17 protein-coding genes are annotated in these 14,388 nt (G+C 62.9%); 5 read left to right on the top strand and 12 right to left on the bottom strand.

The features are described from left to right. Positions 1–43 precede the first annotated feature (43 nt). From IVB48_RS38580 to IVB48_RS38570, 3 genes are all read right to left on the bottom strand, one after another. Positions 44–628 carry an NnrU family protein gene (locus IVB48_RS38580; protein WP_007609254.1) on the bottom strand — a complete coding sequence of 195 codons (585 nt, stop codon included), beginning with the start codon at positions 626–628 and terminating at the stop codon, positions 44–46. A 71-nt stretch (positions 629–699) separates the two neighbouring features. Further along, the gene (locus IVB48_RS38575; RefSeq protein ID WP_247408820.1) at positions 700–1,278 is read right to left on the bottom strand and encodes a hypothetical protein; all 579 of its coding nucleotides are present in this window, start codon (positions 1,276–1,278) and stop codon (positions 700–702) included. A gap of 225 nt (positions 1,279–1,503) precedes the next feature. Continuing rightward, positions 1,504–3,123 carry a peptide chain release factor 3 gene (locus tag IVB48_RS38570; RefSeq protein ID WP_247360559.1) on the bottom strand — a complete coding sequence of 540 codons (1,620 nt, stop codon included), beginning with the start codon at positions 3,121–3,123 and terminating at the stop codon, positions 1,504–1,506. 161 nt (positions 3,124–3,284) lie between these two features. Between IVB48_RS38570 and sugE the strand changes: the two genes are divergently transcribed. Continuing rightward, positions 3,285–3,599 carry a quaternary ammonium compound efflux SMR transporter SugE gene (sugE, locus tag IVB48_RS38565; RefSeq protein WP_247408372.1) on the top strand — a complete coding sequence of 105 codons (315 nt, stop codon included), beginning with the start codon at positions 3,285–3,287 and terminating at the stop codon, positions 3,597–3,599. On the opposite strand, the gene IVB48_RS38560 is transcribed toward sugE, so the two are convergent. The 7 genes from IVB48_RS38560 to IVB48_RS38530 all read right to left on the bottom strand — a co-directional run bounded on the left by IVB48_RS38560 (position 3,592) and on the right by IVB48_RS38530 (position 10,076). Beyond that, positions 3,592–4,599 carry an inorganic phosphate transporter gene (locus IVB48_RS38560; RefSeq protein WP_027569633.1) on the bottom strand — a complete coding sequence of 336 codons (1,008 nt, stop codon included), beginning with the start codon at positions 4,597–4,599 and terminating at the stop codon, positions 3,592–3,594. The genes sugE and IVB48_RS38560 overlap by 8 nt on opposite strands. Before the next feature lie 16 nt (positions 4,600–4,615). Then, on the bottom strand, positions 4,616–5,260 hold the full coding sequence (locus IVB48_RS38555) for a DUF47 domain-containing protein (RefSeq protein ID WP_027517485.1): 645 nt from the start codon (positions 5,258–5,260) through the stop codon (positions 4,616–4,618). Positions 5,261–5,418: 158 nt separating this feature from the next. Next, a complete protein-coding gene (locus tag IVB48_RS38550; RefSeq protein ID WP_007592084.1) occupies positions 5,419–6,387 on the bottom strand; it encodes a branched-chain amino acid ABC transporter permease in 969 nt (322 codons plus the stop codon). A 1-nt stretch (position 6,388) separates the two neighbouring features. Beyond that, positions 6,389–7,252, bottom strand: coding sequence for a branched-chain amino acid ABC transporter permease (locus IVB48_RS38545; protein ID WP_027569632.1), 864 nt, complete (start codon positions 7,250–7,252; stop codon positions 6,389–6,391). A gap of 72 nt (positions 7,253–7,324) precedes the next feature. Then, positions 7,325–8,548: an ABC transporter substrate-binding protein gene (locus IVB48_RS38540; RefSeq protein ID WP_027569631.1), complete on the bottom strand. Its 1,224-nt coding sequence runs from the start codon at positions 8,546–8,548 to the stop codon at positions 7,325–7,327. A 33-nt stretch (positions 8,549–8,581) separates the two neighbouring features. Next, positions 8,582–9,328, bottom strand: coding sequence for an ABC transporter ATP-binding protein (locus tag IVB48_RS38535; RefSeq protein WP_007609233.1), 747 nt, complete (start codon positions 9,326–9,328; stop codon positions 8,582–8,584). Then, positions 9,321–10,076, bottom strand: a complete 756-nt coding sequence (locus IVB48_RS38530; RefSeq protein WP_018459153.1) for an ABC transporter ATP-binding protein — start codon at positions 10,074–10,076, stop codon at positions 9,321–9,323. The genes IVB48_RS38535 and IVB48_RS38530 overlap by 8 nt, the downstream gene beginning before the upstream one ends. A 371-nt stretch (positions 10,077–10,447) precedes the next feature. On the opposite strand from IVB48_RS38530, the gene IVB48_RS38525 reads away from it, so the two are divergent. Next, positions 10,448–11,095, top strand: a complete 648-nt coding sequence (locus IVB48_RS38525; protein ID WP_247408368.1) for a hypothetical protein — start codon at positions 10,448–10,450, stop codon at positions 11,093–11,095. Between the two features lie 39 nt (positions 11,096–11,134). Here IVB48_RS38525 and IVB48_RS38520 read toward each other — a convergent pair whose 3' ends face one another. Then, positions 11,135–11,488: an ArsC family reductase gene (locus tag IVB48_RS38520; protein WP_247408366.1), complete on the bottom strand. Its 354-nt coding sequence runs from the start codon at positions 11,486–11,488 to the stop codon at positions 11,135–11,137. Positions 11,489–11,593: 105 nt separating this feature from the next. Here IVB48_RS38520 and IVB48_RS38515 point away from each other — a divergent pair, with 105 nt between their 5' ends. The 3 genes from IVB48_RS38515 (at position 11,594) to IVB48_RS38505 (ending at position 13,598) form a co-directional block, all read left to right on the top strand. Beyond that, positions 11,594–11,965, top strand: a complete 372-nt coding sequence (locus IVB48_RS38515) for a tRNA-binding protein (protein ID WP_247408363.1) — start codon at positions 11,594–11,596, stop codon at positions 11,963–11,965. 214 nt (positions 11,966–12,179) lie between these two features. Beyond that, complete coding sequence (locus tag IVB48_RS38510; RefSeq protein WP_247408361.1) at positions 12,180–12,812, top strand: TetR/AcrR family transcriptional regulator; 633 nt, start codon at positions 12,180–12,182, stop codon at positions 12,810–12,812. Positions 12,813–12,815: 3 nt separating this feature from the next. Beyond that, positions 12,816–13,598, top strand: coding sequence for a sulfite exporter TauE/SafE family protein (locus tag IVB48_RS38505; RefSeq protein WP_247408359.1), 783 nt, complete (start codon positions 12,816–12,818; stop codon positions 13,596–13,598). 2 nt (positions 13,599–13,600) lie between these two features. On the opposite strand, the gene IVB48_RS38500 is transcribed toward IVB48_RS38505, so the two are convergent. Then, positions 13,601–14,305, bottom strand: a complete 705-nt coding sequence (locus IVB48_RS38500; protein ID WP_027569623.1) for a glutathione S-transferase N-terminal domain-containing protein — start codon at positions 14,303–14,305, stop codon at positions 13,601–13,603. Positions 14,306–14,388: the final 83 nt, after the last annotated feature.

Here is a 14,388-nt window from a genome sequence, read left to right as displayed (position 1 = left end):
TATCTTCCGCGCATGGCATGCGGTCCTGTCTTGTGCTGATCGGCTAGCCGCCCATCACGGGAACGCCGATGACGACAGGATGGAACGCAAACGCCAGCGCCAGATAAGCGACGATTCCAACCACGACCGCGATCAGATCGTTGGTGACGCCGCCGACCGGAATCGGCGGACCGCCACCATCAGTCCGACGCTTCAGCGTGATGCGATCATACACCGCCCAGCCCAGGAAGGAGCCGAACAGGATGATGGAGCCGAGATCGCCATTGGCCAAAAGATGCGCCGCCGCCCACAGCTTGATGCCGGCCAGCATCGGATGCTTCAGCGTCGCATAGATGCGGCCGCGCAAGTAGGATGCGACCACCAGGATGACCGCGGGCAACATCAGCGCGAGCGTGATGTGCTTCAGCGCCTTCGGCGGATACCAGACGTCGATCCAGCCCGTCGCGCGATAATGCGCGAAGCCCCAGATGATCAGTGCGAGCCCCGCGAGCGAGGCAAGCGAATAGAGGATCTTGTAGGTCCCCTCGCCCAGTCTCGCGATGGCCTGCGCGCGCGCCTCGCGTTTCGTCGTGAACACATGCGCCGCGAAAAACAGCGCAAGCCCCAGGATCATAACCAGCAGACCCACGAGATTCTCCCCTCAACCAGCGCCCCAGCCCATGGCGTATCATCGATTGGCCGCGGGTCGCAACTGACGCGCTACTTGTGGATCTCGCGATTGTCGACATACCGGATCGCGATCGGCCGCCCGGCGACGGCACCGCCAAGACCGCCGGTGAATTTCAGCGGCAGGCAGGCGTTCAACGATGAATTGACCGCATCGAGGTAGGTGGTTCTCGTCTCGGCGGCCACCCCCGCGGTCGCAAAGGTCAGGCGCGGCGGGCCGATCAGGCCGCCCGATTTGTTGAAGCTGAAACGCACGGCGATCTGCATGCCCGCGCGCGCATTGTCCGTTGGCGGCGACCAGCAGCTGCGCAGCTCGGCGAAGAGATCGCCGATCGTATCGAGATCGTGATCCGGCTTTTGGTATTTGGCGCGATCGGCCTCTGACGGCACGCTTTGGATCGTGAGCTGGAGGTTCTGGCCGTAGGGATAGTCGATCTCGGGAATACAGGGACCAGGCTCGAGCGGGCTGCAATAGGACGGCGTGCAGGGCCTGCCATCGAGCACGCTGCACGGCTCGTGCGAAAACGGAATTGGGTTGATTTGCCGGGGCCGCGCATCGGCGGCGATCGTCGAGATCGCCAGCAGGAGGAAAACAAGGATGCCGCGCCACATGAAGTGAACTCGCAAGGCCACATGGGTGAACGTGGCATTGCCGCCGGCAACGTCAAGCCTGCGGCTGTTCACATGCGCGCGTCCAAGGACGGTGTCGTCGCCCGGCTTGACCGAGCGACCCAGTACTCCGGGACGTCTGTGATTGAGCCGGGAAGCCGCGGCGTACTGGATGCCCCGGTCAAGCCGGGGCATGACAGCGGAGGGTGAGGAGCGGACGGAACGCACCTACCCCTTCTTCTTGACGTCCTTGACGTTGGTGAACTCGATGCCCTCGGCCCGTTCCCTTGTGTAGCCGAGATAGAACTCGTTCCGCGCCAGATAGACGGGATCGCCGTCGACATCGTCGGCGATGCTCGAGGTGTTGGCAGCGATGAAGGTATCGAGCTTCTTGCGGTCCTCCGAGGAGACCCAGCGTGCAAGCTGGAACTCGCTGACCTCGAATTCGACCGGCAGCGAATATTCCGCATCCAGCCGCGCCTTGAGCACGTCGAGCTGCAGTGCGCCGACGACACCAACCAACGCGGGCGCGCCGTCGCGCGGGCGGAACACCTGCACCACGCCCTCTTCCGACATCTGCTGAAGCGCTTCCTTCAGCTTCTTCGCTTTCATCGCATCCGTAAGACGCACGCGGCGAACGATTTCCGGCGCAAAGCTCGGCACGCCGACGAAGTTGAAATCCTCACCGTCGGTCAGCGTATCGCCGATGCGCAGCGTGCCGTGATTGGGAATCCCGACGACGTCGCCTGCATAAGCCTCGTCCGCAACCGAACGGTCCTGCGCGAAGAAGAATTGCGGGCTGGATAGCGGCATGCTCTTGCCGGTGCGCACGAGCTTCGCCTTCATGCCGCGGCTCAGCTTGCCGGAGCACAGGCGGGCGAAGGCGATGCGGTCGCGGTGGTTGGGATCCATATTGGCCTGGATCTTGAACACGAAGGCGCTCATGCGCGGGTCGGTGGCTTCGACCTTGCGCTGGTCGCTCTCCTGCGCGCGCGGCTCGGGCGCGAACTTGCCGAGCCCTTGCAGCAGGTCGCCGACGCCGAAATTGCGGAGCGCGCTGCCGAAATAAACCGGCGTCAGATGGCCCTCGCGAAACGCTTCGAGCTCGAACGGTTTTGAAGCCGCGGTGACGAGCTCGAGCTCGTCCTTGACCGCCGACACGTCGAGATTGGCGTTGAGCTTGGCGAGCTCGGCGATCTCGATCTGCTGCGCCGCGCCGGTCTTGGCGCCGCCGCCTTCGAGCAGACGCACGCCGCCATTGACGACGTCATAGGTGCCGAGGAACTCACGGCCGCGGCCGACAGGCCAGGTCATCGGCGTGGTATCGAGCGCCAGCGTCTTCTCGATCTCGTCCAGGAGCTCGAAGACGTCGCGACTCTCGCGGTCCATCTTGTTGATGAAGGTGATGATCGGGATGTCGCGAAGACGACAGACCTCGAACAGCTTTCGGGTGCGCGCCTCGATGCCCTTGGCGGCGTCGATCACCATGACGGCGGAATCGACCGCCGTGAGCGTGCGATAGGTGTCTTCCGAAAAGTCCTCGTGGCCCGGGGTATCCAGCAGGTTGAACACGAGGCCCTCGAACTCGAAGGTCATAACCGATGTCACGACCGAGATGCCGCGCTCGCGCTCGATCTTCATCCAGTCCGAACGCGTGTTGCGCCGCTCGCCTTTGGCCTTGACCTGCCCGGCCAGATTGATGGCGCCGCCGAACAGCAGCAGCTTTTCGGTCAGCGTGGTCTTGCCGGCGTCCGGATGCGAGATGATGGCAAAGGTCCGCCGCCGCGACACTTCAGCGGCAAGCGAGGAACGGGCCGTCGATTCGGCTGTGGTGGCGATGTCGGACATTGCGGCAGCGTTTGGCAGGGAAAATGAGCCTGATCAAGCCTCATCTGGTGATTGCGGAGCGTTCCGGCCAGTCCCATATCCGCCTGGTTGGGAGGGACGACCTTCCCTTTCCATCAGCACACCAGTCGCGGGGACGCCCCTGCCTTGAATGGAGGGTCGTCATGGCCTGGAGCATCCTGTTCGTCGCCGGTCTGCTGGAGATCTCCTGGGCGATCGGCCTCAAATATACCGAGGGTTTCAGCAAGCTCGTTCCGTCGGTCCTCACGCTCGGCGCCATGGCCGGCAGCATCATCCTGCTCGGGCTCGCCCTCAAATCGCTGCCGATTGGAACCGCTTATGCCGTCTGGACCGGTATCGGCGCGGTCGGTACCGCGACACTTGGGATCATCCTGTTCGGCGAGCCGGCCACCGCGTTCCGCCTCGCCAGCATCGGGCTGATCGTCGCCGGGATTGTCGGGCTGAAGCTGGTTACCTGACGAAGATCTTGACCGCCCACCAGCTCAGCGCGGCGACGATGGCCGAGGCCGGCATCGTGATCACCCAGGCATAGACGATCGAGCTGGCGACGTTCCAGCGCACCGCCGAGAGGCGCCGGGCGGCGCCGACACCGACGATGGCGCCGGTGATGGTGTGGGTGGTCGAGACGGGAACGCCGAGGAAGGTCGCCATGAACAGGGTCGCGGCACCGCCGGTCTCGGCGCAAAAGCCCTGCATCGGGGTCAGCTTGGTGATGCGCAGGCCCATGGTCCGAACGATGCGCCAGCCGCCCATCAGCGTCCCCATCGCCATTGCGGCCTGGCACGAAAGCACCACCCAGAAGGGGACGAAGAATTCGCCGCCGAGCTGGCCCTGCGAATAGAGCAGCACGGCGATGATGCCCATGGTCTTCTGCGCGTCGTTGCCGCCGTGGCCGAGCGAATAGAGCGAGGCGGAGGCGAATTGCAGGATGCGGAAGGCGCGATCCACGGCAAAGGGCGTGGAGCGCACCGAGGCCCAGGAGACGATCGCAACCAGCACCATCGCGAGCAGAAAGCCGACGAGCGGAGACAGCACGATGGCGATCACCGTCTTGGACAATCCGCTCCAGACCACCGCCGAAAGGCCCGCTTTGGCCACGCCGGCACCAAACAAACCACCGATCAATGCATGAGACGAGGACGATGGGATGCCGAGCGCCCATGTCACCAGGTTCCAGACGATGGCGCCGACCAGCGCAGCGAAGATCACCTGGGCATCCACGATCGCGGGATCGATGATGCCGGTGCCGATGGTCTGGGCGACGTGCAGCCCGAACACCATGAAGGCGACGAAATTGAAGAACGCGGCCCAGAACACCGCGTATTGCGGCCGCAGCACACGGGTCGAGACGATGGTCGCGATCGAATTGGCGGCGTCGTGCAGGCCGTTCAGGAAGTCGAACAGCAGCGCGACGGCGATCAGTCCGACCAGGACGGGAAGACCCAACGCAACATCCACGGCGCGGTCCCCTGCCCTAAACTTGCTCGATGACGATGCTGTTGATCTCGTTCGCGACGTCGTCGAAGCGGTCGGCGACCTTCTCGAGATGGTCGTAGATCTCCGCGCCGACGATGAAATCCATCGCGTTGCCGTTGCGATGCTTGAGGAACAGTTCCTTCAGCCCGATATCATGGAGATCGTCGACGCGGCCTTCCAGCTTGCCCAGCTCTTCCGTGATCGCGGTCAGCATGGCCACGTTCTGGCCGATCTTCTGCATCAACGGCAGCGCACGGCCGACCAGATTGGCGCATTCGATCAGAAGCCCGCCGATCTCCCGCATGGGCGGCTCGAAGCTGCGGACCTCGAACAGCATCACGGCCTTGGCGGTCTGTTGCATCTGGTCGATGGCGTCGTCCATCGAGGTGATCAGGTTCTTGATGTCGCCGCGGTCGAACGGGGTGATGAAGGTCCGGCGCACCGCCGTCAGCACCTCACGGGTGATGTTGTCGGCATCGTTCTCGAACTGGTTAACGCGCTGGCAATAGACCGGCGTCTCCTCGCCCCCGTTGAGCATGCTCTGGAGCGCGATCGAGCCCTGGATCACGGTCTGGGCGTGGCGGTCGAACAGGTCGAAGAACCGTTCTTCCTTGGGCAGGAAAGCGCGAAACAATCGCATCATGGGAGAGAGACTACCGGTTGGATAATGGCCTGGCCCGAGCGGGCCGTCATGAAACTGTCATAGACCATTTTCGATCCACGCGCGTGCCACCTCACGCCCGTGGAGCCGGATCATCCACCGCTTTCGCGCGTCAACACATCTTCCATTATATCAATGACTTACAGCGACCGCCGGAAGTAATGCGCGATTTCTCCGATGACGCCGCGGCGGAAGGTGAGCACGCAGATCACGAAGATCGAGCCCTGGATCACGGTCACCCACTGGCCGAACCCCGCCAGATATTGCTGCATGGCGATGATCACGAAGGCACCGACCACGGGACCGAACACGGTTCCGAGTCCGCCGACCAGCGTCATCAGCACGACTTCGCCCGACATCGACCAGTGCACGTCGGTGAGCGAGGCGTTTTGCGCCACGAAGACTTTCAACGCACCGGCAAAGCCGGCCAACGTGCCCGACAGGACGAAAGCCAGGAACTTGTACTGATCGGTGCGGTAACCCAGCGAGATCGCGCGCGGCTCGTTCTCGCGGATCGCCTTGAGGACCTCGCCGAACGGCGAGTTGATGATGCGGAAGATCAGCAGGAAGCCGGCGAGGAAGCCGACCAGAACCACGTAGTAGAGCACGGTCGGCTTGGTCAGATCGAAGACTCCGAACATGCGGCCCTGCGGAATACCCTGGATGCCGTCTTCACCATGGGTGAACGGGGCCTGGAGGTAGATGAAGTACAGAAGCTGCGACAGCGCCAGCGTGATCATCGAGAAATAGATGCCCTGGCGGCGGATCGAGATATAGCCCGTGATGAGCGAGAGCACGAAGGCACCGGCGACGCCGACGAGGATGCCGAGCTCCGGCGGCAACGCCCACACCTTCAGCGCATGCGCGCTGCAATAGCCGGCCGTGCCTAGGAACATCGCATGGCCGAAGGACAGCAAACCGCCATAGCCGATCAGCAGGTTGAAGGCGCAGGCGAGCAGCGCGAAGCACAGCGCCTGCATCACGAAGAACGGGTAGACCCCCGTGAATGGCACCGAAGCCAGCAGCAGCGCCATCACCACGAAGACGATCATCTCGTCGCGGATCGCGCGCGGGGTTACCGGCAGCGTGTCGTCCGTCAAGGCTGTCATGTCAGGCCGCCCTTCCCGTCAATCCCGTTGGCTTCACCAAGAGCACCAGCACCATCAGCACGAACACGACGGTGTTGGAGGCCTCGGGGTAGAAATATTTGGTCAGGCCCTCGATCACACCGAGCGCGAAGCCGGTGATGATGGAGCCCATGATCGATCCCATGCCGCCGATCACCACCACCGCGAACACCACGATGATGAGGTCGGCGCCCATCAGCGGTCGCACCTGGTTGATTGGCGCCGACAGCACGCCGGCGAGCGCGGCAAGGCCGACACCGAGGCCGTAGGTCAACGTGATCATGCGCGGAACGTTGACGCCGAAGGCGCGCACCAGCGTCGGGTTTTCGGTGGCGGCGCGCAAATAGGCGCCGAGCCGCGTCTTCTCGATCAGGAACCAGGTCGCGATGCAGACCACCAGCGAGAAGATGACGACCCAGCCGCGATAGACCGGCAGGAACATGAAGCCGAGATTCATGCCGCCCTTGAGCTGGTCCGGAATGGCGTAAGGCAGGCCGGAGGAGCCGAAATAGTTCTGGAACACGCCCTGCACGATCAGCGCAATGCCGAAGGTCAGTAGCAGGCCGTAGAGATGATCGAGCCCGGTCAGCCATTGCAGCATGGTCCGTTCCAGGATCATGCCGAAGATGCCGACAATGATCGGTGCAAACAGCAACGCCCACCAATAGTTGATGCCGCCGAGGTTCAGCAGGAAGTAGGCGACGAACGCGCCCATCATATAGAGCGCGCCATGGGCGAAATTGATGATGTTGAGCATGCCGAAGATCACGGCAAGCCCGAGACTGAGCAGCGCGTAGAACGAGCCGTTGATCAGTCCCACCAGTAGCTGAGCGTAAAGAGCCTGCATCGATCCCGCACCCGGTCCCTTCGGCGTTCCCTGAAAGTCGCCCGCAGGCCTGATGGTCTGCGGGCGGTTATCTTACTTCTTCAACAGAGCGCACTTGCTCTCGGACAGCGGCGTGAAGGCCTGGTCGCCCGGCACCGTGCCGACCAGCTTGTAGAAATCCCACGGTCCCTTGGACTCGGAGGGTTTCTTCACCTCGAACAGATAGGCATTGTGGATGGTGCGGCCGTTGGGCTGGATCTCGCCCTTGCCGAACAGATCGTCTTCCGTCGGCATCGACTTCATCTTCTCGACGACCTTGGCGCCGTCATGCGGGTTGCCGCCGAGCGCTTCCAGTGCCTTGAAATAGTGACGCACGCCCGCATAGACGCCGGCCTGCACCATGGTGGGCGGCGCGTTGTTCTTCATCTTGTCGGCGAAGCGCTTCGAGAACGCCCGGGTCTGATCGTTCATGTCCCAGTAGAAGGTCTCGGTGAAGTTGAGGCCCTGTGCGGTCTCGAGCCCGATCGCCTTGACGTCGGTGAGGAACAGCAGCAGCGCTGCGAGCTTCTGGCCGCCCTTGACGATACCGAACTCGGCCGCCTGCTTGATCGTGTTGGTGGTGTCGCCGCCGGCATTGGCAAGGCCGATGATCTTGGCCTTGGAGGCCTGCGCCTGAAGCAGGAAGGACGAGAAGTCCGGCGTGTTGAGCGGGTGCTTGACGCCGCCGACCACCTTGCCGCCATTTGCGGTAACGACAGCGGTGGTGTCGCGCTCCAGCGCCGCGCCGAAGGCGTAGTCCGCGGTCAGGAAGAACCAGGTGTCGCCGCCGGCCTTCACCAGCGCCTGGCCGGTGGTGTGGGCCAGCATGTAGGTGTCGTAGGTCCAGTGCACGGTGTTGGGTGAGCACTGCGCGTTGGTTAAATCCGAGGTCGCCGCGCCCGAGTTGATATAGACCCCGTTCTTTTCCTTGATGACGTTGTTGACCGCGAGCGCCACGCCGGAATTCGGCACGTCGACGATGACGTCGACCTTGTCGACGTCGAACCATTGCCGCGCGATCGCGGTGCCGATGTCGGGCTTGTTCTGGTGATCGCCCGAGATGATGTCGATCTTCCAGCCCTTCGCAGCCAGGCCGGAATCTTCAATGGCCATCTGCGCGGCGAGCGTCGAGCCCGGTCCGCCGAGGTCGGCATAGAGCCCGGACTGATCGGACAGCGCGCCGATCTTGACGGTCTTGTCCTGCGCGAAGGCTACGCCCGCGGTGGTCACGGCCAGCGCCGTGCCGAGCAGAAACGACGCAATCGACTTTGTCATCATGCTACTTCCCTATGAATCTTCTTGTTGGCCGTTCTAGACGCCGAGATAGGTGTGGAGCTTGTCCATGTTGGCGGCAAGCTCCGCATTGGAAAATCCGTCAATGATCTTGCCGTGCTCGACCACGTAATAGCGGTCGGCGACGGTGGATGCGAACCGGAAGTTCTGCTCGACCAGGAGGATCGTAAAACCCTCCTTCTTGAGCCGCGCAATGGTGTGGCCGATCTGCTGGATGATGACGGGCGCGAGACCCTCGGTCGGCTCGTCCAGCATCAGGAAGTTCGCGCCGGTGCGCAGGATGCGCGCGATCGCGAGCATCTGCTGCTCGCCGCCGGAGAGCTTGGTTCCCTGGCTGTTGAGCCGTTCCTTCAGGTTCGGAAACAGATCGAAGATCTGCTCGAGCGGCAATCCGCCGGGACGCACCACCGGCGGCAGCAGCAGGTTCTCCCGCACGTCGAGGCTGGCGAAAATTCCACGCTCCTCCGGGCAGAACGCGATTCCCATCCGCGCGATCTTGTCCGAGGTCGTGCGGATGATGTCCTGGTTGTTGAACTTCACCGAGCCGGTGCGCTTGCCGATGATGCCCATGATCGACTTCAGCGTGGTGGTCTTGCCGGCGCCGTTGCGCCCGAGCAGGGTGACGACCTCGCCCGCGTTCACGTCGAAGTTGATCCCGTGCAGGATGTGGGACTCGCCGTACCAGGCTTCCAGGTTGCGGACCTGGAGCAGGTTGCCGCCGCTCGCGGCCTTTGCGGGAGCTTCCGCCGTTGCAGTCTCAGCCATGACCGGCTCCCAGATAGGCTTCCTTGACGCGTTCGTCCTTGGTGAGCTCGCTGTAATGGCCCTGCGCGAGCACCTGTCCGCGCGTCAACACGGTGATGATGTCGGAGAGATTGGCCACGACGCTCAGATTATGCTCAACCATCAGGATGGTGTATTTCGCGGAGATGCGCTTGATCAGCGCCGCGATCTTGTCGATGTCCTCGTGGCCCATGCCGGCCATCGGCTCGTCCAGCAGCATCATCTCGGGGTCGAGCGCGAGCGTGGTTGCGATCTCCAGTGCACGCTTGCGCCCGTAGGGCATCTCGACCGCGGGCGTATTGGAAAACTCGCTGAGGCCGACATCGTTCAACAGCTCGCGCGCGCGATCGTTGAATTGGTTGAGCACGGACTTTGAGCGCCAGAAATCGAAGGAGCTGCCGTGCTGGCGCTGAAGCGCGACGCGGACGTTTTCCAGCGCGGTGAGATGGGGAAACACCGCCGAAATCTGGAACGAGCGAACCAGTCCCAGGCGGGCCACATCGGCGGGCGCCATCGCGGTGATGTCCTGCCCCTTGTACAGGATTTTTCCGGCAGACGGTTTGAGGAACTTGGTCAAAAGATTGAAGCACGTCGTCTTGCCGGCGCCGTTCGGGCCGATCAACGCGTGAATGCTCCCACGGCGAACCTTGAGCGCAACGTCGCGGACGGCGAAGAAGCCCGCGAACTCCTTGGTCAAGCCTTCCGTTTCGAGAATGAACTCATCGGCCAAACAGTTTTCCCCCTGCCCGCACAACGCGCGTGGCTATCCTTGTTGCTTCGGCTTTCCGGAGGCCTCGGAGCCACTCCCTGGAGCCCATCCGGAACGCCGCCTCCGGGCGCGGAATATGCCGGAGGTGACGGGGGTTAGGCAAGGCGGAAAGCTGAGCAGGTCAGGCCTCCGGCCGGGAGACTTATGCTCCCTTAGTCGGACGTGTTTTGATGTCGCGCCTGCCCGGCTTCCCGGTTCGCAAAGCGCCGGTCATCAAGCCGTCGTTAACGGTCTTTCGTTCCATGCGCCAGCCTTCATGGAAAATTTTCCCGCAGTGAGGATCATGCGCGGGTTTCAAGCGTCCGGAATTTCTTTTCGTCGGGAATATTGCCTTGGATTTTGCAAGCGCGGCTCCTTCCGTGGTCAAGTCGATCAAGCAGCGTGATCTCCTGAACACGTGGCTGCGGCTTTATGGGCGCCAGCAGACGGCTCCGGCGATCTGGGAGTACCAGCCTGCGCGGCTCGAGGAAGAGCTCTCCGACCTGATCTATTATACGGTGGACATGTCGACGCCGACGCCGCGTCTGACCATTCAGAGCGAAGGTACGCGCATCTCGCGGGCCTATGGACACACCGGCAAGGGCGCTCTGCTCGACGACTATATCGGGCCGCGTCTCGCGCCCCTGGTGATGCCGGTCTATCATGAATGCGTGGCGCGCGGGCTGCCTGTCTACAGCGTTGCCGACGTCGATGACATTTACGGCCGTATCGTCGCCTATGAGCGCCTGCTGCTGCCGTTCCAGACTGACGACAAGGTCTGTCACATCATCGCGTCGCTCAAGACCTTCTGCGAGGACGGCGGCTTCGAGATCAAGAATCTGATGCGCGGAAATGACGCGCTGCCGCGCTCGAGATTGCGCGCGGTGATCGATCGGGACCTGTTCCATCGCACCCCCGGCCGCATCGCGCCGGCCGAGTTGGTCGAGTTCGCGGACCAGCAGGGCTCCGGTGTTCCCACCGAGATCATCGAGCTGAACTAGCGGTCAGCGCGATTTGGCGGCGGCTTCCTTGGTCGTGACTTACTTGGTCGTGACTTCCTTGGCATAGACATCCGGCTTGAAGCCGACCAGCAGCTTGCCGGCAACTTCAAGCACCGGCCGCTTGATCATCGATGGTTGCGCTAGCATCAACGCCAGCGCCTTTTTCTCCGAGAGGCCTTCCTTGTCGGCATCGGGCAGCTTCTTGAAGGTCGTTCCGGCGCGATTGAGCAGCGTCTCCCAACCGACCTTGTCGCTCCACTGCTTGAGCTTGTCCTTCTCCACCCCCGTCGCCTTGTAGTCGTGGAACGTGTAGGCGACGCCATGGATGTCGAGCCAGGCGCGCGCCTTCTTCATGGTGTCGCAGTTCTTGATGCCGTAGATGATGTTGGGCAAGACAGTCCTCGCGCATGCGTCGCAGCGTAATGCTCCGACGTTGTACGCAACTCCAGTTCGCACGACAATATTGCGAATGATGCCAGCTCTTCGGACGGACACTCCATGCACGTCACCCACGATCCAGCCGCGACCGCATCGCCGACCATCGACTTCGACACCTTCCTCGCGGTCGATATCCGGGTCGGTACCATCGTCGATGCAAAGCCGTTCCCGGAAGCACGCAAGCCGGCCTGGCGGCTGTGGATCGACTTCGGCCCCGCGATCGGCGTGCGCAAGAGCTCTGCGCAGATCACCGAAAACCATCCGCTTGAAACGCTGGTGGGCCAACAGGTGGCTGCGGTCGTGAATTTCCCGCCGCGCCAGATCGGCCCTGTTGTCTCGGAGGTGCTGACCCTCGGTTTCCCTGATGCCAGCGGCAAGGTCGTGCTGGTGCAGCCGAGCAAGCTCGTCCCGAACGGCGGACGGCTGTTCTAGCCCCGCGCGATCGAGGGCGGTATTCAGGCCGCCGGCGACGCTCCTTAACGATTCGCTCCGCCTGTGTCCCGGTACGGGTTGTCGGGGTTGACCGGGATCCAGTTCGGTAATAAAAATGACTGACTGATCGTTTTTATATTGATCAGCGCTCTTGGGTCCTTAGCCCGCCGGGCGAATAAAACGATCGATCTGTCAGTTATTTATGGATGGCCGGATGCCCAAGATCAGCGACAAGCAACGTGAAGGCCGCCGGCAGCAGATTCTCGAAGCCGCCCTCGCCTGCTTCGCCGAGGACGGTTTTCACCAGACCGGGATGGCCGACATCGTCAAACGGTCGGGACTGAGCCATGGCGCGGTCTATCTCTACTTCCAGAGCAAGGACGATCTGATCGAGGCCCTCGCCGACGACCGGCACCGGCGCGAGGCCGTGCTCAACTCGGTCGCGCAAGGATCGGGCGATCCGATCGAAGGACTTCACGCGCTGGTCGGCGTCTACGCGCAATGGCTCACCGACCCCGCCGGCGAAGCGCGCCGCCGTGTCGGCATCCACGGCTGGGCCGAGGCCCTGCGCAACCGCCGCGTCCGCACCAGCATCGTAGAAGGCATCGACATGCCGCGCGCCCTGATTGTCGCGCTGGTCGAGCGTGGCCAGCATGACGGCCTCATCAAGCGCGATCTCGGTGCGGAAGCGATCGCGCGCGTGCTGATCGCGATCTTCCAGGGCTTTGTGCTGCAAAAATGCTGGGGCCAGGATTTTGACATCGAGGCCTGCATGGCAGCCGTGACCGGCGTGATCGATGGATTTCGCATCACGAAGGCCGACGTCAAGCGACGAACCAGGAGCTGAGCGATGTCATGGATCCATGACCTGCTCGCAGGCATTGGGGTCGGCCTTATCGGCGGGCTGACATCGGGCTTCATGGGCACGAGTCCCGGAGGCGGTCTCGTGATCTTCAGCGTGCTGCTGCTCGGCGCCGAGCAACACATCGCCCAGGGCACGTCGCTGATCACGCAGGTTCCACCGACCGGACTCGCGGGCGTTCGCCGCTATTGGCAGAGCGGCAATCGCAGTCCCTTGCTGTGGATCGTCTGGATCGGCATCGGCTTTCTCTTCGGCGGCGCCGGCGGCGGCTACGCTGCGGCCGCAGTCTCCGACTCGGTGTTGCAATGGACCTACGTCGTCTATCTCGTCGCGCTGATCGCTCTCCTGATCCTGCGCCGCGACCGCGAGGAGAAAACCAAGGAGACCGGCGACCGAGACAAGCTGCCCTGGCTGCCGCTGCTCCTCATCGGCATGCTTGCCGGATTTTCCTCCGGCTTCATGGGCATCGGCGGCGGGCTGGCGATCACCGTCGGGCTCGCGGCGGGCCTGCGGGTGCCGCAGCACCAGGCGCAGCTCGTCAGCCTCGTCTTCTCGGTCATCCCGACCAATATTCCGGCCGCCGGCATCTACTGGAGCAAGGGACTCATGGTCGGTTGGCCCGCCATCATCGGCATTCTTGCCGGCCTCTGGGTCGGCACTGATCTCGGTGCGCGCGCAGCCAATCGCGTCAGCAAATCGGTGCTGCGCCGGGTCATGATCGCCGTCATCCTGCTGATGGCGCTCTACATGACCCACAAGGCGCTAACCTGATCTTACGGCCGCTTCGGAATGTTGAGCCCGCGCTCGACCGCCCGACGCGCCAGCCCGCGTTCGAGCCAGGCGGCGACGGATTTGAACTGGCTGAACTCGACGAGATCGCCGGCGCCGTAGAAACCGATGAGATTGCGCACCCAGCCGAGCATGGAGATGTCGGCGATGGTGTAGTCGTCGTCCATGAACCATTGCCGACCGGCAAGATGCATCTCCATCACCCCGAGCAGCCGCTTGGCCTCGCCCACATAGCGCTCGAGCGGCCGCTTGTCCTCGAAGTCCTTGCCGGCGAATTTGTGGAAAAAGCCGACCTGGCCGAACATCGGCCCGATGCCGCCCATCTGGAAATGCAGCCACTGGATGGTCTGGTAACGGCGCGAGGCATCCTGCGGCAGCAGCTTGCCGGTCTTCTCCGCGAGGTATTGCAGGATCGCTCCGGATTCGAATAGCGGCAGCGGCCTGCCGCCGGGACCATCGGGATCGAGGATCGCCGGGATCTTGCCGTTCGGATTGAGCGAGAGGAACTCCGGCGTCTTCTGGTCGTCCTTGCCGAAATCGACGAGATGGACTTCGTAGGGAAGCCCTATCTCTTCCAGCATGATCGAGACCTTGACGCCGTTCGGCGTCGGCAGCGAATAGAGCTGGAGCAGCTCCGGGTGCTTGGCCGGCCAGCGCTTGGTGATGGGAAAGGCGGACAGATCGGACATCAGGACCCCGGCTTCGTTCATGAGATGCCGCCTAGTCTAGGCCAGCGGACGAACGACGCAAGGTCGAGTGGTCAGATCATTTT

It is taken from the genome of Bradyrhizobium sp. 76, assembly GCF_023073025.1.
GTDB lineage: Bacteria > Pseudomonadota > Alphaproteobacteria > Rhizobiales > Xanthobacteraceae > Bradyrhizobium.
This window is presented reverse-complemented; position numbering and strand designations above follow the sequence as displayed.